This window comes from Paraliomyxa miuraensis, from assembly GCF_026337845.1.
Taxonomy (GTDB): domain Bacteria; phylum Myxococcota_A; class Polyangia; order Nannocystales; family Nannocystaceae; genus Paraliomyxa; species Paraliomyxa miuraensis.
Genome location: NZ_JAOVZF010000157.1, coordinates 1 through 22,098, shown reverse-complemented (window position 1 = coordinate 22,098; position 22,098 = coordinate 1). Strand labels below are relative to the sequence as shown.

Genomic DNA, 22,098 nt, shown 5'->3' with positions numbered 1-22,098 from the left:
GGGATGGACCCCAGCGCTCGCACGGCCGAGGGCAGCTGCGAGGGGCTCCCCCGCGCACGCGGGGATGGACCGGTGACCACCCTGCATGAGCCGTGGGCGACGCTGGCTCCCCCGCGCACGCGGGGATGGACCGCCCTCGGTGCAACCCACCTGGACTCACTCCCCCGCCGGTCATCGCCTTGCCCCAACCCACCTGCGCCCGCTCGCAGGCAGGTCATTGCCTCACCACAACATACCTCGACCCAGCCACGCGCAGGTCATCGCCTCGCCGCGACACACCCGGACCCGATCGCGTGCAGGTCATCGCCTCGCCTCGACACACCCGGACCCGATCGCGCGCAGGTCGTCGCCACATCGCCACCCACCATCCATCGCATCGCCCAAGGTCGCCTCCTCCCCCACTCCCACCCGATCCCGATCTCGGGCATGCCATCACCTCCGCTGCGTCCGTATTTGGTCCACTCGTTCCAGGCCGGCCATGATGCGCGACCTACGGACTGCTCCTCGTCTTCCGATCACTGCCTCCCGATCCTGCCGCCAATCATCCTTGCACTGCCATCGTCACGATCCTCTCGATTTCGGTGTTGCCACCTCCGATCCATCCCCTCATACCCGCCCCAATGCCCCTCACCATCGATCGTGCGGTCTATGCCGTCGCCCCTCGCATCGGCATCGGCAATGGTGCCACCTTGCTCGAGCAGCTCGTCGACGTCGCCAAGGGCGACGACTCCACGGCGATCGCCGCGAGCCTCAAGAAGCTGCGCAAGGTCCTCGCCAAGGCACGCAGCGTCGACGCAGCCGGAGCACGGGCCAATGCGGCCTCGACCGCAGCAGGAGACCTCGAGCTCGACCGCCGTGCCGATCGCTGCAGCAAGGCCATCAAGCTCCGCCTCGAGGCCTGGCCGCTGCACGACGACGGCGAGCCGGCCCAGCGTGCCAGCGCGCACCTGCGACTGCTCTTCCCCAAGGGCTTGCGCTTCACCCAGGCCTCCTTCGCCATTCAGGACGCGGAGATGCGACGCATCGTGGGCGAGCTGAAGGACCCCGAGCTCGCCGCCTCGCTCGACGAGCTGGTCGGTCCGAGCTTCATCAAGGCATTCAAGAAGGCGGCCAAGGACTACGCCGAGATGGTCAAGGCCATGGGCCGCACGGTCGAGCAAGCCGTGGACCAACGCTCGGTGGTGATCGAGATGCAGACCACCATCGTGCAGCACGCCAGTCGCGTGCTCGGCGAGCTCGACGACGACGACTCGGCCAGCGTGGAGCGGACGCGCATGCTGCTGCAACCCATCGACAACTTCCGCGCCCGCGCAGCCTCCGGGGGCGGTGGTACGAGCGAAACCGACGACGCGGACGCGAGCGAGCCCGCCGACGGCCTCGACGCGTAGGTAGCGGTCACCGCGGCGATCTCCCACCGGCCGGAGCCTCGCCCGCGACTGGCCAGGTCGCGTCTCGCCAACGCTACTCCAACACCCATGTCGCGAGGTCCACCGACATGCCGACGCCGCTCTGCCCGGAGTCATCCCGCTCCAACCGCCGATACCGCAGCGATCCATATGGGCCGTCGAGGCTCCCGTAGGTCAGCCAGAGCGACAGCTCCGCGCCCTCGTCGACCGGATCCCATGGCAGCGCCCCGAGGTCCTCGTCGCTGAGGTCGGCGACGATCGTCACCCCGTCCGGATCCCCGAACGTCACGGGCGCGAGAATGCTCGCGTCGAGCACCCCATCCGCGCTCTGTAGATGAATCTCGAGTTCGGTCTCGAAATATTGGGGGCAGATGAATCGCTCGTTCCGTGCTTGGTTCACTGCCTCGTAGTCCAAGTCCCAACCGCTCTGCGGCCCGACGATCGTCACTGTGATCTCCGTCGGCCCTGGCCGCGGAAACCCTCTCACATGATGCTCATTCTCGTGCCACTGCATCGGCCCCGAGCGCGTACCCTCGACGGTGGCGCGCACGTCGGCCAGCGTGCCGCCGATGAACAGCGGCTCGTGCGGGTTGGTGACCAATCTGCGCGATGCCTCCTCACAGTGGCCGCCACGATTGCAGGCAACGACCCCCACAGAGACGAAGAGGCCGAAGACCACGAGTAGTTGCCTCATCATGGAGTTCCTCGATTGCTACGTGCTGCTCATCCGGGTGGGAGAACGACCTCGACCATCGGCTCGGACGACGTCATGCTCCATAGCGTCGCCTCGTTACGAGACGAGACGAGCGTGTCACCGTCACGTAGGATGATCGAGTACGAAATCAGGTAGCGCGGGGCCACGAGCTGCGAGTTCGCGCCCGGGTCCAGCATGTACACGGGTCGTCGCATCTCCACCTGTATGGACTCGAACGGCGGAGACGACTCCACGAGGTATGCGGCGAACGCGGCTCGAAGCGCCTCGGCGGTGGCGTCGAGGGTGACCGTGCCCACGGGCTCGGTCACGATTCCGGTCAGCCGCACCGACGAAACCTCGCGCGTCGGTGTCACACCGATGCGAAGCCCAGCGTCGACCACTGCGAGCCCGTCCACGCGCGGGGTGGTCTCGAACAGGATCTCGTCAACCCATCGCTCCTCCGAACCGTTGGGTCCTTTGACCCCGCTCCTGACGAACGCGACCTCTGCCCCTTCGAGCGTCGGGCTCACGTCGACGATGCCTCGAGCCACCAGCGTGCGAGCGACGCGCCGTGCGTCATCCCAGGGCACCTCATCGGAGTCGACACGCGTGCGCATGTCGAGAAGAGTCGTGTTCGTGATCCTCAGATCATCGAGCCCTGCGTCGTAGACGACCACGATGCCAGGCAATGGCTCGGAGATATGGGGCTGTTCGGTGTCTGCCGCGCCCGCGACCGTCTCGGCCCAATCTAGCGCGTCGTGCGTCGAGAGAGAAAGCCCCATGGTCGGGAGCACGACGACTAGACGATGCGCGAGCTCGTCGGCCGACCGTTGAGGTCTCGAGAGCCGCAAGAGCGGAGCGGTCCGACCGACGGGCGGGAGTGGAGCCGCCAAGGCGGCACCGTCGTAGCTCTCACGAGCCAACTGCGTCAGCGAGTCTCGGGGCACGAGCGTGGGGCTGGTGTCGATGCCCTCGAGATCCAGGTCCCTGGGGTCTGCTCGATCCGGAACGGAGCACCCACTCGGGGGCCAGCTCATTGCGAGCAGCAGAGCCGTCGGCCGCAACGCGGCCTCCATCATCTTGCTAGTCCTAGTCATCGACCCCCTCGCACTCCTCTGGAACAGGCGAACACTTGCCGCGAAGGCCGTGGTCTACCCACGTGTACGCGTACCACGTGGTGCCGTTTGCGCTGGGAATCAGCTCGATATCGGCCAGACGCGCCGCGCGGTGGATGGCGAGAGCGTCTGGGCGGTTCATGGCCCGTGTATAGACGACCGGGGAGTTCTTGCCGAGCCCGGGACGATCATCCATCGCCTCGAGCCAAGCGTAGCGATTCGCCATGTGCTTGCTCTTGCGATAGAACCACCGGGCGGCGTTGCCCCAAATCCTCGGGCTGTTGTTGAAGGCGAAGGTCTGGGTGGTGTCGCTGGTGGCCAGCGAGCTCTCGTAGCAGGCCAGGCGGCCCGTACAGCTCGTCATCAACACCACGGCCTTGGCCCAGCCACCTGCCATGGCTCCCAGGCGCACGTCATCGGAGAACTTCACCTTGCATCGCTTGTTTCGGGGCACCCCTGGGCTGTCGTCGGCCGTTCCCCAATGAATGAAGTCCATCCACCCATGCCCGGCGTAGACCGCCAGCGGCGTCGAGTCTCCCGCCCACGCGTCGAGGCCGAAGGGCTTCTTCATCGGATCGATGAAGTGCGACGGCGCGGTCTGCCCTTCGACCGCGTGCGTTCCCACCCAGCCGTCGTCGATGAGAGCGTCGCGGAACGTGCTCGTCACGTCATTGACGTCGGTTCCGATGCAGCCGTTATTGGTAAAGTCCATCGACTCGGCGATGAAGAACGAGCGCTCCGCGGGCGGATCCACCCCGGTCTCGTCCACCCCGACGCCGTCCAGCGAGCCCTCGAGCCCGTCCCCTCCGCCAGAGGAGGCCGTGCCGGTCCACCCCGTCGAGCTGCCCTGGCCAACGCCCGTGTCCGGGTCGACACACCCGCCCAGCACCGCTCCCACGGCGAGCACCGCGGCCCACTCGATGAAACGCACCATCCGAGCCCACGTCCTAGACCGCGCCGAACGAGCTGCAAACGCTCGCCATTTCCGATCGACCGCGATCGACCAGTCCAACTCGGCTCGGTGCGACCCCGCGACCCGGTTCGGACCATCAGCAGTCGTACGAGCCCATCCGCCCCGCCCCGGCCGCGCTTGCTGGGTGAACCGCTGCGAGCCCACGTGGGTGGTCGAGATCGACTACTGCGAAGGCGAAGACCCGACGCCGTGCGACTGAGCACCGGTCTCGATGATCCTCGGGCGTCGCTGGCGACGATGCAAGCACGTGTCAGGCTGGGCCTCGCTCGCGACTCTCACGTCGCGGCCTCTGCCGCCCGCGCCGGGCGGTGGGAACGCCGGTGCTGGAGCTCATGATGACGACGAGCCATGGATCCACGTTCGCCGCGCTCGTTCTGCTCGGCAGTTCGTCTGCCAGCGGCTGCCAGTGCGCCGACCGGCCAGTGTTCGAGCAAGACGAGGGTACGAGCAGCACCGGGCTCGAGGCGAGCGCGAGCGACGGCGTGACCGCCACTGGGGTCGAGGCATCGACGGCCGACGCGGCCGAGGAGCCCGTGGACGTCTCTCGCTTCATCGGCGTGTTCCACAACGAGAATGGTCTCGTCCCGCTCGGGGAGGAAGTGGACAGTATCGGGGAGCCGACCCTGATGAACCTCGAGATCCGCGCCGACGGCACCGCAAGCATGACGCTGGAGACCTGCAGCCAACTCCTTGGGACTCGCCAATATGCTTGGCAATGGGAGGCACAGCCAGGCCCCTGGCTCGTGTTCTCACCCGGTCCCGGTGAGGAGTCGCTGCGCTTCATGGCCTACGACGATCTCGAGTCCCTTCGGCTGACCACCGTCGATGATTGTGATCTCCAGTTCGAGGTCGACGGAAACTTCGTGCCCTACGAGACCTTCCGCCCCGGTCGCGCCTGCTGGGTGAACCGGTGCGAGCCCAAGTGGGTGGTCGAGATCGACTACTGCGAAGGCGAAGACCCGACGCCGTGCGCGTGAGCACCGGTCTCGATGATCCTCGGGCGTCGCTGGCGACGATGCAAGCACGTGTCAGGCTGGGCCTCGCTCGCGGCTCTCACGTCGCGGCCGATGCCGCCCGCGCCGGGCGGTGGGAACGCCGGCGCTGGAGATCATGATGACGATGATCCGTAGATCCACGTTCGCCGTGCTCGTCTCGATCGGCAGTTCGTCCGCCAGCGGCTGCCAGTGCGCCGACCGGCCAGTGTTCGAGCAAGGCGAAGGTACGAGCAGCACCGGGCTCGAGACGAGCGCGAGCGACGGCGTGACCGCCACGGCGGGAGATTCCTCGACGGCCGACGCGGCCGAGGAGCCCGTGGACGTCTCTCGCTTCATCGGCGTCTTCCACAACGAGAATGGCTTCGTCCCGCTTGGGGAGGAGGTGGACAACCCTGGGGAGCCGACCCTGATGAACCTCGAGATCCGTGCCGACGGCACCGCAAGCATGACGCTAGAGACTTGCAGTCAACTCCTTGGCACACGCGAATATGCTTGGCGATGGGAGGCACAGCCAGGCCCCTGGCTCGTGTTCTCACCCGGTCCCGGTGAGGAGTCGCTGCGCTTCATGGCTCGTGACGACCTCGAGTCGCTCCGACTAACTCCCGTGAACGACTGCGATCTCCAGTTCGAGGTCGATGGTGATTTCGTGCCCTACGAGACCTTCCGCCCTGGCCGCGCCTGCTGGGTGAACCGCTGCGAACCCACGTGGGTGGTCGAGATCGACTACTGCGAAGGCGAAGACTCGACGCCGTGCGACTGAGTGTCGGAGCAGAAGGATGCATCGGCCTCACACGAGTCGGCGGGCCTGATGTCTCCTCGAGACGGCCGGCCGACCTCTTCGACCAACGAATTCTTCTTCGATCAATCGACGGGTTCTTGTGGTGCGTGCGATTCGGGTGGCTAGGCCACCCGATGGATGGACCGTTCGATTCGATTCCTTCGTCTGGTGGGCCGGTTGGTGCTTGGGTCGTCGTGGCTGCTCGGGAGCGCATGCGATCGATCTCCACCGATCGGCGTTGAAGAAGGCAGTGGTCATGACGCCGTCGTAGCGAGCGAGATCGAGTCGTCGCCTCGTACGCCGCAGCAGGCCGCCGAAACCACGGCGCACTGTGACGGCTCACCGCTCGAGCCGTGTGCGGCAGGGACCACGGGCCCCTCGTGCACGCTGCCTTGTGCCGAGGGCTCGCCCACATGCAGTTTCGAACTCTACTGCCATGGCGACGGCTCCGTGTACGGCTTGGCTGCGATCGGGGCGCAGCTCTTCGAGAGTGCGTCGCTGGCTACGCCCGAGGACTCGGCCGAGGTCATCGCGGCGGAACTCGTCACCTGGATCACCGAGCACGAGCAAGACCTCGGTTTGCCACCCGGCCTCGATGACTCGCACGTGGAGCTGATTCCAGCGGATGGGTTCGTGCAGCGCATGGGCGGGCTGACGATCCTGCGGTTCGTGCAACGCCACCGCTCGTGGCCGCTACTACCGCCCCATGACCTCGTGCAAGTGGTGGTCGCGGGCACGCGCGCAGTGCAGCTGACCGGGCGGATCGTGGATGGACGGGTCGACTATGAGGACGAGGCGGCGCAAGCCCACGAGCGGCTTGCACTCGGGTCGATCCGGCAACACGTGCACGAGCGGACCGGGTATCCGATCGGAGAGATCGAGGTCGACGGCCTGGCGTTGGTCGCGGTGCCGGAATCGCAACGGATCGCCTGGGTGGGTCACGCCAGGTACGCGGGGTCGATGCTGGCGCGGGTGATCGTCGGTGCCGATGTCGATGCGCCGGGGCCGGTCCTGGAACTGCTGAGCTACCGAACGCTGGAGGTGGAGGACCTGGTTACGACCGCGCCGATCCAGGTACGGACGGCGGACCCGAGCACGGATCCTGCCGCCTTCGGGACGAGTGTCGAGACGACGCTGGCGGGAGGAGGTGCGTTGCTCGGGTCGATCGATGACGTCAGCGGAGAGGTACAACTGGCGACCGATGCGGTGGTGGTGCTGGATCTCAACGGCGGCTCGCGACAACAACTGGAGATCGTGGCGTCGCGCATCCTGGATCCGGATGGTGACTTCCTGGCCACGAATGGCTCTGCATTCAGCGGACAACTGACCCATCACCTGATGCACAGTTGGTATGCACTGATCGACGAGTACCTGACCGATCCGGTCAGTGGGACCAAGCAGTGGGACTCGGCGGTGCCGGTGTACCAGCCCGGGGCTCAGAGCCCGACACCGCCGGGTACGTTCATGCCTCGCATGCTGGCGTTCATCAACTCTGCGTCCAGCGATTGCCCCACGACAGCGGTTGCCTGTGCGAACTGGATTGGCTATGGGAGCGGGTCCCCAGCAGCGATGGCCTTTCCCGAAATCGTACACCACCCACCAAGCGCCGCTCCGGATGAGTTCGAGTTCACTGGCCGCATCACCACCCACCCCCCCGGCGGAAACGGCGACGACGTCTTCACCCTCGCCCACGAATTCGGTCACGTCGCCGACCTCTTCCTCGGCCCTGGCATCACCAAGCACCTCGCCCCCGAGTGCAACGGACCCTGCACGCTCGAGTGCCTCGAGGACACCAGCCAGGAAGCCCCGCCGCTCGGCGAGACCATCGCCCAGATGTTCGCTCTGCTCCTCCTGCACGATGCCTTCGAACTCGTCGACTTCGAGTACTGCAACATCATCAGCGTGCTCTCCCGCCACAACGTCAAGGCATTCGGCCCTGGCCCCTGCATCCCGGTCGGGGAGGACATCAGCCTGCTGCAGCGCCCTGGTCCTGGCTCGTGCGACAAGACGGCGCCCTACTGCGACAAGCCCGACGAGCCCAAGGTGAACCTCCACTGCTGCGAGCCGGGCGTCGAGCCCGATTGCATCATCCCTGCTGCCATGACGGACTGTGACTCGGGCTTCCAGCGTGCCGTGCCCACGGGCGTGTGCAACACCTCTCCAGGCTACGACACCCACAGTGTGATGCAGGCGTTCTGGCAGATGCTCAATGGCCAGTACTGCGAGCCCACCGCCCCGTTCGACTGTCAGTCGTTCGAGTGGGTCTCCGACGTCGACCCCGCCGATGTCGTCATCCCCGCCTTCCTCTACTCGCTGCGCCTGAACCCCCTGAGCTACGAGCAGCTCGTCGATGGCATGGCGACCCACGTGGCCTGCAACCACGGCACCGATGCCTACGACCACTTCAACGCGATCGCATGCGCCCACGACCTACGCGACTGCACGGAGGATCCGCCGGTCCTGTGCCAGACCTGTGGCAACGGCGTCCGCGAGGGCACCGAGACCTGCGACGGCCTCGACTGGGCGGCGGCCTCGTGCAGCGACTGGGGCGACTACATGGGCGGCGAGCTTCAGTGCGACGCCAACACCTGCCAGCTCGAAGCCAGCCTCTGCACCAACCCCGAGCAGCCCGAGGGCCTCGACTCGACCGCGGGCACCGGTCACGACCCGAGCGCGACGACCACCGCCCCTGCAGCAACCGAGACCGAGGGCGCTTGGCCTGGCGCCAGTGGCGACGACGGCTGCGCGTGTCAGGCTGCACATCGACGCATCGATCCCCTCTGGCTGCTCATGCCCCTCGCATGCATCGGGCGGCGCCGACGCAGGAGCTCCTGATGACGACGAACCATGGATCCACGCTTGCCGTGCTCCTCCTCACGGCCGGCTCGGTCATCAGCGGCTGCGAGTGCGCCGACCGTCCAGTCCTCGCGGAGGTCAGGGACACGAGCAGCACTGGGCTCGAGACGGGCGCAAGCGACGGCGTGACCGCCATTGGGGTCGAGGCATCGACGACGTCCACGTCCGAGGAGCCCGTGGACGTATCTCGCTTCATCGGCGTCTTCCACAACGAGAATGGCTTCGTTCCGCTCGGAGAGGAAGTGGACAACCCTGGGGACCCACTGCTCGTGAACATCGAGATCTCTGCTGATGGTACCGCGAGCATGACCATGGAAACCTGTAACGAACTGCTTGGAACCTTCGAGGTCGAGTGGCGGTGGGAAGCACAGCCCGGCCCGTGGCTCGAATTCTCGCCGGGTCCGGGCGAGGAATCCCTGCGCTTCAAGGCATGGGACGATCTCGAGTCGCTCCGGCTGACCACCGTCGACGACTGCGATCTGAAGTTCGAGGTCGATGGCCACCTCTCGACCTACGAGACCTTCCGCCCCGGCCGCGCCTGCTGGGTCAACCGCTGCGAGCCCGTATGGACCGTCGAGATCGACTACTGCGAGGGCGAAGATCCAACCCCATGCGACTGAGCACGGGGTTGGCGAGTCCCCCCACCCTGCGAGCCCCCGCCCCCCTCACCGATCTCCCGGCCGCAGCGGAAACCCGATCGCCACGCCGGTGATGATCGTCACCCCTTCGTTCGCCAGGTCGGGCACGCCGGCGATCTTCTTGCGCGCGCTCCACTGCTGCTTGATCTCCCCGGTCAGCGACACGTAGTTGGTGATCCGCAGCTCGAGGCCGGCGTGGAGTTCGAACCCCGGGCGCACCACGGTGTCGACCAGGCGCGATGCATCGAAGCGATCATAGTCGAGCCGGATCACATCGAGCCCGAAGCCCAGCCCCGCGTACGGCCGCAGCGGGAACGAGTCGAACAGATAGAGGTTGCCGCCCACCCACAATGGCACCGCCACGTAGGTCAGCCGAGTCGCATCGCCAGACGTGAACCCATCGCTGCGCTCGAACGTGGTCCGCCCCGCTTCGTAGCCGCTGCGGAAGAACCCGAGCGTGCGAGGGAACCGGGCCTTGTGACGCACGTCGAACAACTGCCAGCGCAGATCCAGGCCCCGCACCTGCTGGCACGCCTCCCCCGACCGCGGCACCAGGCAGGCCTCCATGTCGTTGGCGGTGAGCCGTTCCTTGCTGGGAGAGAAGCCACCGCGCGGCGAGAACGGGGTGATCGGCACCCCGAGGAACACGCCACCCCACGGACGCGAGCCCCTCCACCGCCCGGGCCCGTCGTCGTCCTCGTCATCCTCGTCGTCCTCGGACCGCGCGATCACGACCGTCCCATCGTCGGTGGTGATGGTCCCGGTGGCCTCGTCGATCACCACGCGCGACTTGCCATCGGTCGTTCCCGGCGCGGTGCCCTCGGGCCCTTCGAGCGGCCTGGCCACGGGCGTGGTGGCCGTGCCCTCGGCCGGTCCCTGCCACGAGGCATCGGCCACCGCCAGCAGCCCATTGCGCGAGGTGTAGCCGTGGTAGTAGCCGGGCCCGAACGGCGTGGAGAACAGCCCGCGCCGAAACGCCTGATCGAGCGAGCCGCGAGCAGCCGACGGCGCGTCGACGTAGGACAGCCCATAGGCCACCATCACGCCTTGCTGGCCCGCGGGGATCTGGGCCTCCTGACGATCCTGCGGCGAGGTGCTGCGGCCCACGAACACGTCGCCGGGCGGCAGGCGCAGGTAGCCGGGCTGCTCGCCGCTGCGGCGGACGTCGGCCAGGCGAACGCCGCGAGCGTCCTCCACCGTGTAGTGGTGCCGATCGCCGGGCCCGAACAGCAGCACGCGCTGATCGTCGAGATCCCCGTGGGACAGCACGGGGTGGCGCTCGTCGTCGGCCGGAGGTCGCACCACCACCTCGAGCCGCGCCCGCGGATCCTCGACGCCATGGTTGGCCGCCGACACGAACGCCCCGAGCTCGCTGTACTCGATGTGACCGTCGCCGTTCAGATCGGCACCGCCACGCAAGCCGCTGAGCAGCTCGTGGGTGAAGATCCCACCGCGATAGCGATCCCACTCGTGGGTCTGCTGATCGGCCGAGTGCGCGAGCACGACCCCGGTGTTGGGGAACCCGCCGAGGTGGTGCCGGTCGAGGTACTCCTGGACCGAGCGGCCGAGATCCACCTCGGCGCGATCGGGCTTCCACTCCTTGCTCGCCGACGCCTCGGAGCCGGCTTTGGTCTCGCCCCCACGCGAGAGCACGAACTGCTCGCTGCGGCAGGCGTCGATCACCACGTGGTTGTGGTCGGCCGGCGATCGCGACAGCAGATCGCCGAACAGCCGCGCGCGCGTGAGCTTGTCTCCGTCGAGGGTGAGGTAGCCCTGCCCGTCGGGCCCCACGTCGCCGTGGCCCGAGTAGTAGATGAGCAGCTCCACCCGCCGTCCGGCCTGCTTGGCCTTGCGCATGCGCTCGAGCAGATCGGCGTAGGCGTCGTCGAGGCCGGCGCCGTCGGGGCGGTGGGCACGGCCGACCAGCGTGGGGAACATCGCCTGGCTGTCGCGATCGAGGTGCGTGACGAGCTCCACGTCCACGCCCACCTCGGTGAGCAGCTCGGCCATGCGCGCGGCGTCGTCGTCGGCAAAGCGCAGCGCGGCCTGGCTGGGATCGAGGGAGTGGTTGCTGCCCACGACCAGGCCGAAGCGCTGCGGCTCGGCCCTGGCCTCGGCCGCCGGCGATGCAGAGGAGGACGGCGGGGCCGCATGGGCCAACGGTGCAGCCGCAGCCCCACCGAGCCCCACGAGGAGCGAACACGCGGCAAGGGCTCGAGCGAGTCGGGAACGACGACGGTGACGCGGGGTCATGGCGTGCCTCGGGATGAACGAAGGGTGAGCACCAGCTCGGCGGCGTGGCAGGACGAGGGCTCGGGGCAGAGCCCGGCGAGGGCCTCGGGTCCGGATCCGGGTCCGGATCCAGACGAGACGCGATCGATCCAGGACGGATCGCCAGGCTCCGCCGGAGCTCGAGACGCGAGCGCTGCGGCGAAGGCCCGGATCTCGTCGACCGTGGCAACACGGGGAGCGACCACCCCGTAGATCCGCAGCGGGCCGGCGGCGTGGTTGACGGCCAGCCGCACGCTCACCGACGACGCACGCCAGCGACCGGGATCGACGGTGATCCCCGACGGGTCGACGGGCGTGGGCAGGTAGAACATCACGTCGCCCTGGGCATCGATGCCGAACACGGACAGCTCGCCGGGCATCCCCTCGGGCATGCGATACGCCAGCCCCATCAGGTCGGACAGCTCGCACGCGCGCGCGCGTACCGGGGCCGCGTCGGCCGCGGCGTCGTCGGCCGTGCACAGCACCTCGAGCGCGAGCCCGCGACGGGCTCCGGGGCCACGCGCCTGCCAGCCGTCGTCGTCGGTCCAGGGACGCAGCGCGGCCGAGTCACCCAGCGGTCGCACGAGCAGCACCACCAGCGCGGCCGCGAGCGCGGTCATGAGCGCGGGCCAGGCACGCCGCGCAAGGGTCCGCTCGGCGGTCGCGTCGCCCTGCATCCATCCGTCGTCGAGCCACCGCTGCACCACGGCCAGCTCGGTCGGCGCCACGTCCACGTCGCCCTCGAACACCCGCACCGCATCGACGGCGCGATCGTAGCGCGCACGCGCCCGAGCATCGCGGCGCAGCCGCTCGTGCAGCCGCGCCCGCGTGCGAGGCGGCAGCCCCTCGCACAGCTCGCGCTCGATGAGGCGATCGAGGCGGGCATCGCTCCACTTCATCGCATCACCTCCCCGAGCAGCTCGAGCAACGAGGGTCCCAGCAACGGCAGCGGCAGCGACAGCCCCGCGGCGACCAGCCCTTCCTCGCCCTCGGCCCGCAGGAATCGGAGCATCTGCTGGCGCAGCTTGGCCTCGCGTCCGCGGATCTGCTGGCGACCCAGGCCCAGGACCTCGGCCGCGTCGCGCTGCGACTTGCCCTCGACGAAGCGCACCTCGAGCAGGCGGCGATCGTCGGGGGGCAGGGTCTGCAAGAAGCGCCCGACCACCGCGCGGACCTCCGCCCGGCCCACGTGCTGCTCGGGGGTCGCGCTGCCCTCGTCGACGATCTCGATGGGACCGGCCGTGCTCTCCCCGTCGGCCCGAACCTCGGGGAATTGCACCTCGCGCGCCCGAAAGCCGCGCAGCACCACGTTGCGCGCGATGGCCCGAAGGTAGGGTCCATAGGGGCGCAGCCCGTCGTAGCGCTCGCGCGCCACCGGCTCGAATGCGCGGCGGAAGGTCTCGTGCAAGGCGTCGTGCAGCTCGAACGCGGAGCGGCAGCCCACGAACCGGTGGTGCCGGCCCGCCGCCTGGAACGCAAAGCCGTAGCGCAGCTGCTTGGTGACCTCGTCGGCATGCCGGTGGTAGACCTCCGAGAGCGCCTCGCGGCGCCCCTCGCGAAACCCGCGAAGCAAGGCCCAGGGCCACCCGTTGGGGGCCGTGGCATCGGCATGGGTCGTGGGCTCGGACACGGGGGTGGCTCTCTTCCGAGGGCCTACTATCCCGCTCGATCGGGCTTGGGTTGACGTTTTCGATCGGCCCCGATCAACCCATTGGAATCACGAGGCTTTCGACATTCGCCGATCCCGCACCGCGGGTGTACCGTGGCGTGGCGATGGACGCCTCTGCTCCCCCCGCTCGCGCGGGCTCGCCCGGGTGGACCCTGCTGCTGCTGGTGCTCGTGGTCGGCTTCGCGGCGCTGCGCCAGCGGCCTCCCGACCCCGCCCCCACCGATGCCCCGGCCACCGAGTTCTCGGCGATGCGCGCCCACGCGATGCTCGAGCGGATCGTGGGCGATGGTGCCCCGCACGGGGTGGGGACCACGGCCAACGCCGCGGTGCGAGATCGCATCGAGACCGAGCTGCGCGCGCTGGGCCTTCCGGTGGAGCGACAGACCGCGATCTCGTGCCGAAGGATCGTGTGCGCGCCGGTGGTCAACCTCCTCGCCCGGGTTCCCGGTGCTCACGAGGGAGGGCCGGCGGTGCTGCTGGTCAGCCACTACGACTCGGTGCACGCCGGGCCCGGGGTCGGCGACGACCTCCATGGCGCCGCGGTGATGCTCGAGGTGGCGCGCGCGCTCGGAGCGAGCGCCGCGCTCGAGCACCCGGTGTGGCTGTTGTTCGACGAGGGTGAGGAGGTCGGGCTGCTGGGCGCGACCGCGTTCGTGGAGCAGCACCCCGCGGTGCACGACGTCGCGGTCGTGATCAACATCGAGGCCCGCGGTAGCTCGGGGCTCTCGTCGATGTTCGAGACCAGCGAGGGCAATGCCGAGCTGGTGGGCGCCTACCTCTCGCACGCCCCCCGTCCCCAGGCGACCTCGCTGGCCTACGAGGTCTATCGCCGCATGCCCAACGACACCGACCTGACGGTGTTCAAGGCGGCGGGCCACGGCGGGCTGAACTTCGGCTTCGTGGGCGGCGTGGCGCACTACCACACGCCGCTCGACGATCTCGCGCACCTGAACCCGGGCAGCGTGCAGCACCAGGGCGACAACGTGCTCGCGGCCACGCGAGCGCTGGCCAGCGCTCCCCTGCCCCGTCCCGCGGCGAGCGATGCGATCTATGCCGACGTGCTGGGCCTTTGCGTGGTGCGCTGGCCCGAGGGGGGGGCGATCCCCATGGCGGTGCTCCCCGTGGTGCTGCTGCTGGGGCTCGGCGTGGTCGCGAGGCAGCGCGGTCGCCTCGCGCCGCGGCGCGCGGTCCTGGGGATGGTGGCGGTGCTCGGCACGGTGGTGCTGACGGTGGCGCTCGCGTTCGGGCTGGCGCGGTTGGTGAGCGGGATCGTGGGCGAGCCCGTGCCCGCCTACGCGTCTCCCTTGGCCCTTCGCGTGGCGCTCTGGTCGATCGCGGTGGGGGTGGCGCTCTGGCTGGCCAAGGGACTGTCGCGCTGGGCCAGCGCCCTCGAGCTCGGATTCGGAGTCTGGCTGACGTGGGCTCTGGCCGCGATCGGACTGGCCGTGCAGGTGCCGGGTGCGTCGGTGGTGCTCTGCCTGCCGCTCGTGCCCGCGGTGGCCGGCATGGCGGTTGCCGTGCTCGGAGGGCCGCGCCACGAGCCGACCGGGCTGCAGCTGGCCGGCGTCCTCATGACGGCGATGTGGGCCACGCTGGCGCTGGCGCTCGAGGACGTGTTCGGCCTGGGCGTGGCCGCGGTGGTGGCCGCTCCGATCGCAGTGAGCACCACCGCCCTGCTCCCGGCGCTGGTGCCCGCCCGCGAGGCCCGGGGATGGGCGCGTGCGGCCTTCGCTACCGCAGCGATCGCCACCGTCGTCGCATGCCTGGTTCCGATCCACGACGAGGATCACCCCCGACGCATCGCCCTGGTCCACTACGACGACCGCGCCACCGGCTCGGCCATGGTGGCCGCGCTGGCCCTGGACGGGCTGCCCACCGCCATCCGCGAGGCAGGATCATTGGCCGAGGAGCCCACGGCCGCGCTGCCCTGGACCGGCCGACGCGTGCATGCGGGACCCGCAGCTCCGGGCACCGCACCGCCCCCTCGTCTCGACTTGGTGGATCGTGGGATCGAGGGCGGAGCCGCGGGCGAGATCCGGCGGGTCCGCGCGCGCCTGCGGTCGTCCCGAGGGGCCGACCAAGCGGTGGTGCTCCTGCCTCCCGAGCGGCTGGCGGGGGTATGGGTCGAGGGACGACCGCTCGCCACCGCCAGCGGCCCCATGGGCCGCGTGATGGTGTTCGGGCTGCCCGCGCACGGGTGGATCCTCGACCTCGAGATCCACGGCCCGAAGCCCCTCGAGGCCACCGTGATCGATTGCGAGGGTGGGCTTGCCGAGTCGGCGCAGGCCCTGGCCACCGCGCGCGACCAGGCGGGCGCGGTGACGATCCAGTGGGGGGACCAGGGCTGCATCGGCACGCGTGCCACCTTGTGACCAGCGGGCCCTGGCCCGCCCTGGAATGCGTGGGCCGGTCGACCGGCCCCTGCTACCCTCGCGGTGAAACGTGCCCGAACGCGCCCCCACCGGCGTCGGCGACGCCCAGCTCGAGCTCGATCTCCTCGCCGATGGGCGCGACGTGGTCGAGCGGTGGTGCGCATCGCCGCGGCACCGCTTCCTCTATCCGGAGGGGCCCAACCTCGCGATCGTGTTCGAGGCCTACCAGGAGCTCGATCGCAAGCGCGTGCTCGGTCGCGTGCGCGAGCGGCCGCGGGTGCTGCGTCGGGCGCTGCGACGCCTGGTCCGAACCCTGGCCCAGCGCGATGCGCTGGCCCGCGACCGTCGCCTGCGGTGGCGCTATCCTCCGCCGCGCGTCCGACCGCCGCACGTGCGCCCGGTGCTGGTCCAGCGCGCGTTGTCGCGGGTGGATCCCGACGCCCGCCGCCTGGTCCAGGCTCGCCTCGACGGCGACTGGGCGCTGCCCGATCCGGGATCGTCGCTGGTCGGCGAGGCGATCAAGGAGCAGCGAGGCCTCGATCAATTCCGCGAGGCCCTCGTCAACGAGGCGCTCGCTCACCCGCGGCTGCTCACCGCCCTGCACCCGCAGTTCCTGCTGTTCGCCGCCTCGGCGCTGCCCCAGGTGCGGCGCTATCCGCTGGCCACCTTCTTCCTGGTCAAGCTGCCGCTGCGCTTGCTCTCCATGGTGGTCACCCTGCTGTGCGCCACCTACTTGGGCGCGTACCTGTTCTTCAACGACGAGCGCCTCGGCGAGTTCGTCAGCGACAACGTCAGCGGCCTGGTCGAGGGCGACCTGCGGATGGCCAAGATCCACTGGGAGCTGCCGCTCATCCTCGATCTGGTGACGGGGCAGCCCACCCACGTGGTGGTCGAGGACGTCTCGGTGTGGGAGGCCTACAAGAGCTACGGAGGCGAGCCCAAGCGGCGCACGGCGTGGGCGCGCCACCTCGAGGCCGAGCTCGTGCTGCACGAGGTGATCCCCTGGAATCGTCTGGGGGTGCCCGAGCCCATCGAGATCCCCTGGGTGCTGCACTTCACCGACGTGCGCTCGGACGACGACTCGTGGTTCGTGGTGCGCGAGTACGACGACACCAACGACGACGGCACCACCAAGACCCTGATGAGCCTGCTCGATGCCTTCGTACCCGTCGAGCCCTCCGATCCCGATCAGCGTGGGATCAGCTTTCGCATCGACCAGGCCCACCTCGCGCGCAGCACCCTCGACGTGGACTTCCTGCACGGCATCGAGGGCTGGCGGGTGGCCACCGAGCTTCGCGATCTCACTTTCACGCTGCGCTTCGACGCCCCCACCCCGGCGCAGGGGCAGGGGCTGAAGCTGCCGCTGCGCTTCGACATGGACGCGCTGGCGTCCCACGGGTCCTTCACGCTCGACGACATCGAGGTGCCGTTCACGGACATGCAGCTGACCCAGCTCGCCTGCGGCACCGACGACGCCCCGCTGGGCGACGTGCGGTTCGCGGGCGAGGGCATCGCCGCGGGCTCGCCGCTGCAGCTCCAGGGCGTGTTGGCCGACGCGTTCACCCGGCTGCCCGGCGCGATCGAGCCGCTGCCGCTCGATGCCAGTGTGACCTGGGGCGAGGCCGCCACCGTCCAGCTGCAGGCCGGATCCACCGAGCCGCACGAGCTGGCCGGGCACCTCGAGCTGCAGCTGGGGCTGGCATCGGGGACGATCGCGGCCGAGGACGGCGTGGTGTGGGCCCGCGTGGAGGGGCCGATGTCCGAGCCGCGCTACCACCTCGCCGCCGAGGGGCTCTCGCTCGATCTGCTGGGCGAGCCCGCATGGACGTTCGACGACGTGCAGCTCTCGGTGACGATCGAGAACGGCCCGGTGCCCGAGCGCTGGATCGATCGCTTCCCCGACGACAGCCGCCGGCTGGTGGCGCACTTCGATACCTTTCGCGGCGCGGCCCTCGACGGCGACTTTGCGCTCGACAACCAAGGGCCCGGTGGAGACGACGATGGCGCCCTGGTCGTGTTCCCCGAGGAGGGCGAGCCCTTCCTCATCGCCGCGCCGCTGGCCCTCGATGGCATCGACCCCGCGCAGCTCAGCCCCGACGATCCGGAGCTGGCGGCCACGCTCGCGGGGCAGGCCACCGGGCGCGTCGATCTGCACCAGCTGGTGCTCGGTCCCCTGCCCCCCGAGCTGCGGCCCGAGCCCACCGCCGATGCACCGGTCGCGCCGACCGAGGACGAGACGTCGCTGTTGCTGGCCGAGCTGCGTCTGGCCGACGTGCGGGTGGTTCGCGATCGCGGGCCCGCGGTCGATGGCTACCCCCGCCGGCTGCGCGCCGACGGCACGGTGACGATCGGGCCCGACGGCGCCATCGACCTCGACGACCTCGAGCTACGCACCGACGGCACCGAGCTCGACGTCACCGGCGGCATCGACGGCGAGCTGCGGGTGCTCGCTTCGACCCAGCTGCGCCTTCACGTCGACGACGGCAAGGCGTTCGCTCGCGCCTTCGATCTTCCGCCCTACTTCGACTCGCTGACCGCCGCGATGACGGTGCAGGGCTCGACCGGGGCGCCCAACGGCACGGGGGGCGACCTCACCGTGGCCGGGGTGGGTGCGCAGGGGGGCAAGCCCACCCACGCCACGATGTCGATGAGCCGCGGCGTGCTGCACGTGCACGCCCCCTCGGCCAACCTGTTCGGGGGCACCGGCTCGATCGACGCCGACGTGGCCCTGTTCGAGGGTGGTCGTCCGACCGACGATCCGCGCCTGCGGGCCACGATCGAGCTGCATGGGGTGGAGCTGGCCAGCTTGGTGGGCGAGGGTCTCTCCGGCAAGGCCCACGCCACGATCTCGCTGGGCACCGCCGACGGGGAGGCGACGCCGCTGTCGCGCTTGCAGGTCCGAGGGCAGGCCACCGTTCCCGACCTGCGCTTTGGGGGCACGCGCTACCGCAACGCCACCGTGAAGTTCTCGCTGGGACCCGAGGCGGTCGTGATCGACGAGCTGGTGCTGCCCGTGCACCGCTCGTTGAGCCCGTTCCATGCCCCGAACGAGACCATGCAGATCGGCGAGATCGTGGCGCGCGGCTCGGTGGGCCTGCAAGACGATCCAGAGCTGGATCTCGACGTGGAGGCGCGCGGGGTGCCGCTGCGGCTGGTGGCACGCCTGCTCGACGCCGACGTTCCCGTGCGCGGACGGATCGACGACGGCACCCAGCTCTCCGTCCGTGGATCGCTGCGCCGTCCCAGCGTGGCGGGTACGGTCCAGCTCCAGGGGCTGTCGGCCGAGGGCATTGCGCTCGGCAGCGGACAGCTCGAGGTGACCAGCGAGGACATGCCGGCCGAGGGTCCCCTGGCTGCCCACCGCGAGCTACGCGTGGGCGGCGAGCTGGCCACGCCCGAGACCGGCGATGGCGGAATCGCGTGGACCGTGGACGCCGTGGTTGCGCTGGGCGAGGTGCCGCGGGTCCGGGGCAGGTCCGCCTCGGTGCCGCCGTTCGACGCCGAGGTCGAGGTGCGCTTCAACCGGATCTCGCTGACGACCCTGCTGCGGGGGCTCACGCGCGGGACCGGCGACACGCCCACGATCACGGGACGGCTCGATCAGCTCCGTGCCCACGTGATCACCTGCGACCCCCACGCTTCGATGATCTCGGCCTGCCGGCCCGGGTCGCGCGACGAGCAGAGCCTCGAGATCTCGCTGCAGATGGGCCGTGCGTGGGTTGGCGGACGCGAGCCGACCACGACCGACCCTTGCCAGGATGCCACCATCCTGTGCGCGCCCGAGCGGATCGGGGACCTCGACAACCGCCTGCAGGCCACCATCGACTGGCCCCGCATCGTGCTCGATCGCCCATGGCGCTGGCAGACGGGTGGACCCGATCCCGCTCAGCTCGAGCTCAGCGGTCAGCTCGATCTGTCGTCGCCCTCCGAGCCGGCCCCGACCCGGACCGCCCGCAACGACTGCACGCCTCCGCCAGCCCCGCGAGGGCCTCGCGTGGGGCCCCGACCCGACGGGCCCCGACCCGACGGGCCCCGACCCGACGGGCCCCGACATCCACACGGGGATCCCGATGCCGCGCGCGCTCAGGTCCATGGGGCCGTGGATCTGGCGGTGCTCGCCGAGCTGCTCGGTGCCGATGCGCTGCGCCGCGCTCGGGGGCGGATCGACGTCGATCTCACCCTGCTGGGCCCGGCGGCTCAGGCCACCCTGTCGGGCCGCGTCACGCTGCCCGACGACGGCAGCGGCGGCAGCGAGGGTCTGGTGCTCGACCTGGGCGATCGGGGCATTCCCGTGGAGGTCAGCGATCTCGATCTTCGCATCGACGACTACTGGCTGCTGGCCAACGGCCAGATCCAGGTGATGGGCGAGCCGCTGCGCTTTGGCACGGTGGGCAGCGATCACACGGGATTTGCCTTTGGGGGCGCCTGCGAGGGCCACTGGGGCGTGGCCGTCGACGGCACGCTGGGGTCGAGCATCCTCAACGAGCTGGTCGGCGAGACCATCGCGCAGCGAGGCGGGGTGGAGCTGTCGCGGGTGGTGGCTCGCGGGCAGATCGACGCCGAGGATCCGCTCGAGTACGCCGAGGGCTCGATTCGCTTTGGTCGCACGTCGCTGGAGCTCGAGCTCGACGACGGGCTGCCCACCGTCGAGCTCACGGCGGGGCACCTCGACGTCGCGCGCTGCCGGGGCGGCAACTGCCCCTCGGCCGTGCCCGACGGCTCGCTGGCCCTCTACGTGGGCGGGATCCAGGGCGCGCGCTCCGAGCAGCGCCAGGGCGATGCGCTGCGCGCCAAGATCGGCCCGCGCGGCACCGCCTTTGCGTGGGGCACCGCCTACCTCGCCCCGGATTTCTCCCACCTGGAGGAGACCCGCGTGTTCCTCGAGCTCGAGGACGTCCCCTATCGCGGCTACGATCAGCGCGGACGCCCGGTGTACGAGGCCGAGCTGACCAGCCCCGCGATCTCGTTCCAGGGTGGCACCCCGCTGGTGGTCTCGGGGGCGGTCGACGTCGATCGAGCGCGCTACGTCCAGGATGCGGTGCAGGGGGTGGAGATGCTGCGCTTCACCGACGACGTGGAGCTGCCCTCGGCGCCGCCGCCCGAGATGATCCGCGACCTCCAATTCGATCTGCGGGTGCAGACGCGCTCTCCGCTGCGGGTCGAGAACAACGTGGCTCACGGAGTCGAGGCCGATGCCGTGGTGGAGGTGACCGGCACCTACGACACGCCCGAGTTCACCGGTCGCGTCGACGTGGAGCCCGGCGGGACGGTGGACATTCCGTTCTTGACCGGCACCTACGAGATCCAGCGTGGTCGGGTCACGCTGCTGCGCGAGCTGGCCGACGCCGAGGTCGACGTGCTGGCGCTGCGCCGCGAGCTGGTCTACATCGACGACCAGCCGCGCCAGGTGTACCTGCTGCTGGGGGGCACGGCCGAGGCGATCACCTGGCAGTGCATCGCCGAGGGCGACACCAGCGGTGCGGTCGAGACGCAGCGCGGCTGCCTGGACTACCTGGTGCTGGGTGCGGGCGACGTCCAGAGCTCGACCCTGGCCGTGCAGCGCACGGGCGGCGGGGGTCTGGCCAACGCCCGCAAGCCGCTGCAGGTGGTCGGCCACGTGACCGAGTTCGACTTTGGCAAGCGGATCGAAGAGGCCGCGCCCCGGCTGTCCCCCTACGTGCCCGACATCAAGCTTCGCCTGGGGCAGATCGGGCCCGAGCTGGAGGTCACCACCCCCCAGGAGTGGCTGGACTTCGACTGGGCCCACGGAACCGCCGGGCTCGACTACACTCGGGGCTACCCGGGCTTCCTGCTGCAGCAGAGCCGAGAGCTCACCTTCGAGCTCGAGGCGATCGACATGCTCATCTTCGAGGTCTCGCGCGACATTCGGTCCTACCTGAACAACCGCATCATCTTCGACCCGCTGCAGCAGACCACCGTCGAGTTTCGCGTTGACTTCGAGATTCCGAGCTTGCGCTAACCGTAGGCAGGCGCAGCCTGCCGGCAAGGCCCTGCGGCGCCGCCAGGCGACGCTCCCGAAGGGGCCGCCAAGAATAGCCTGTTCGATCGACCACCCCAGCCTCACCTGCCTGCTGGCGCTGCTGCTATGGATCGCGCTCGCCCCCACCCCATCCACGGCGGCACCACCTCCCCCGCCCGACGAGGCGGTGGTCGAGGAGCCAGACCCCGACGCCCCTCCATCCCCGCCCCCACCGGGGGATCCCGCCGACTTCTCCCTCGGTGAAGAACCCGCCCCCCCGGCCCCCGGCGACGGCGACGATCCAGACCCACCCGATCCCGACCCCGACCCCGATCCCGCCCCCCCCGAGGC

The 22,098-nt window shown here is 69.8% G+C and carries 13 protein-coding genes and 1 CRISPR repeat array (1 of these 14 only partly in view); of the genes, 7 read left to right on the top strand and 6 right to left on the bottom strand.

Annotated elements, in window-relative coordinates:
- Positions 1-132: a CRISPR direct-repeat array (repeat unit 28 nt; unit sequence GGCTCCCCCGCGCACGCGGGGATGGACC); it reaches 1,483 nt to the left of the window's first position.
- A 488-nt stretch (positions 133-620) separates the two neighbouring features.
- Entirely contained in the window at positions 621-1,388 is a 768-nt protein-coding gene (locus OEB96_RS27505; protein ID WP_266219732.1) for a hypothetical protein, read from the top strand.
- A gap of 73 nt (positions 1,389-1,461) precedes the next feature.
- Here OEB96_RS27505 and OEB96_RS27500 read toward each other — a convergent pair whose 3' ends face one another.
- The 3 genes from OEB96_RS27500 to OEB96_RS27490 all read right to left on the bottom strand — a co-directional run bounded on the left by OEB96_RS27500 (position 1,462) and on the right by OEB96_RS27490 (position 4,149).
- Positions 1,462-2,103 carry a hypothetical protein gene (locus OEB96_RS27500; protein WP_266219731.1) on the bottom strand — a complete coding sequence of 214 codons (642 nt, stop codon included), beginning with the start codon at positions 2,101-2,103 and terminating at the stop codon, positions 1,462-1,464.
- A 26-nt stretch (positions 2,104-2,129) separates the two neighbouring features.
- Positions 2,130-2,717, bottom strand: coding sequence for a hypothetical protein (locus OEB96_RS27495; RefSeq protein WP_266219730.1), 588 nt, complete (start codon positions 2,715-2,717; stop codon positions 2,130-2,132).
- A 472-nt stretch (positions 2,718-3,189) separates the two neighbouring features.
- Entirely contained in the window at positions 3,190-4,149 is a 960-nt protein-coding gene (locus OEB96_RS27490) for a hypothetical protein (RefSeq protein WP_266219729.1), read from the bottom strand.
- Between the two features lie 371 nt (positions 4,150-4,520).
- Here OEB96_RS27490 and OEB96_RS27485 point away from each other — a divergent pair, with 371 nt between their 5' ends.
- The 4 genes from OEB96_RS27485 to OEB96_RS27470 all read left to right on the top strand — a co-directional run bounded on the left by OEB96_RS27485 (position 4,521) and on the right by OEB96_RS27470 (position 9,437).
- On the top strand, positions 4,521-5,165 hold the full coding sequence (locus tag OEB96_RS27485; RefSeq protein WP_266219728.1) for a hypothetical protein: 645 nt from the start codon (positions 4,521-4,523) through the stop codon (positions 5,163-5,165).
- Positions 5,166-5,307: 142 nt separating this feature from the next.
- Positions 5,308-5,943, top strand: a complete 636-nt coding sequence (locus OEB96_RS27480; protein ID WP_266219727.1) for a hypothetical protein — start codon at positions 5,308-5,310, stop codon at positions 5,941-5,943.
- Between the two features lie 468 nt (positions 5,944-6,411).
- Entirely contained in the window at positions 6,412-8,796 is a 2,385-nt protein-coding gene (locus OEB96_RS27475; protein WP_266219726.1) for a hypothetical protein, read from the top strand.
- Positions 8,797-8,825: 29 nt separating this feature from the next.
- The gene (locus tag OEB96_RS27470; protein WP_266219725.1) at positions 8,826-9,437 is read left to right on the top strand and encodes a hypothetical protein; all 612 of its coding nucleotides are present in this window, start codon (positions 8,826-8,828) and stop codon (positions 9,435-9,437) included.
- Positions 9,438-9,482: 45 nt separating this feature from the next.
- Here OEB96_RS27470 and OEB96_RS27465 read toward each other — a convergent pair whose 3' ends face one another.
- From OEB96_RS27465 to OEB96_RS27455, 3 genes are all read right to left on the bottom strand, one after another.
- Complete coding sequence (locus OEB96_RS27465) at positions 9,483-11,615, bottom strand: caspase family protein (RefSeq protein ID WP_266219724.1); 2,133 nt, start codon at positions 11,613-11,615, stop codon at positions 9,483-9,485.
- A gap of 89 nt (positions 11,616-11,704) precedes the next feature.
- On the bottom strand, positions 11,705-12,625 hold the full coding sequence (locus OEB96_RS27460) for a hypothetical protein (RefSeq protein WP_266219723.1): 921 nt from the start codon (positions 12,623-12,625) through the stop codon (positions 11,705-11,707).
- Positions 12,622-13,356, bottom strand: coding sequence for an RNA polymerase sigma factor (locus OEB96_RS27455; protein ID WP_266219722.1), 735 nt, complete (start codon positions 13,354-13,356; stop codon positions 12,622-12,624). Before OEB96_RS27455 ends, OEB96_RS27460 begins: the two co-directional genes overlap by 4 nt.
- A gap of 143 nt (positions 13,357-13,499) precedes the next feature.
- Between OEB96_RS27455 and OEB96_RS27450 the strand changes: the two genes are divergently transcribed.
- Both OEB96_RS27450 and OEB96_RS27445 read left to right on the top strand, forming a co-directional pair.
- Positions 13,500-15,767, top strand: a complete 2,268-nt coding sequence (locus OEB96_RS27450; protein ID WP_266219721.1) for a M28 family peptidase — start codon at positions 13,500-13,502, stop codon at positions 15,765-15,767.
- A 70-nt stretch (positions 15,768-15,837) separates the two neighbouring features.
- Entirely contained in the window at positions 15,838-21,747 is a 5,910-nt protein-coding gene (locus OEB96_RS27445; RefSeq protein WP_266219720.1) for a translocation/assembly module TamB domain-containing protein, read from the top strand.
- Positions 21,748-22,098: the final 351 nt, after the last annotated feature.

Coding starts and splice junctions, on each gene's coding strand:
- OEB96_RS27480 (WP_266219727.1), top strand. CDS start 5,308: ATGATCCGTAGATCCACGTTCGCCGTGCTCGTCTCGATCGGCAGTTCG.
- OEB96_RS27495 (WP_266219730.1), bottom strand. CDS start 2,717: ATGCGCACGCGTGTCGACTCCGATGAGGTGCCCTGGGATGACGCACGG.
- OEB96_RS27500 (WP_266219731.1), bottom strand. CDS start 2,103: ATGATGAGGCAACTACTCGTGGTCTTCGGCCTCTTCGTCTCTGTGGGG.
- OEB96_RS27490 (WP_266219729.1), bottom strand. CDS start 4,149: ATGGTGCGTTTCATCGAGTGGGCCGCGGTGCTCGCCGTGGGAGCGGTG.
- OEB96_RS27450 (WP_266219721.1), top strand. CDS start 13,500: ATGGACGCCTCTGCTCCCCCCGCTCGCGCGGGCTCGCCCGGGTGGACC.
- OEB96_RS27485 (WP_266219728.1), top strand. CDS start 4,521: ATGATGACGACGAGCCATGGATCCACGTTCGCCGCGCTCGTTCTGCTC.
- OEB96_RS27460 (WP_266219723.1), bottom strand. CDS start 12,625: ATGAAGTGGAGCGATGCCCGCCTCGATCGCCTCATCGAGCGCGAGCTG.
- OEB96_RS27505 (WP_266219732.1), top strand. CDS start 621: ATGCCCCTCACCATCGATCGTGCGGTCTATGCCGTCGCCCCTCGCATC.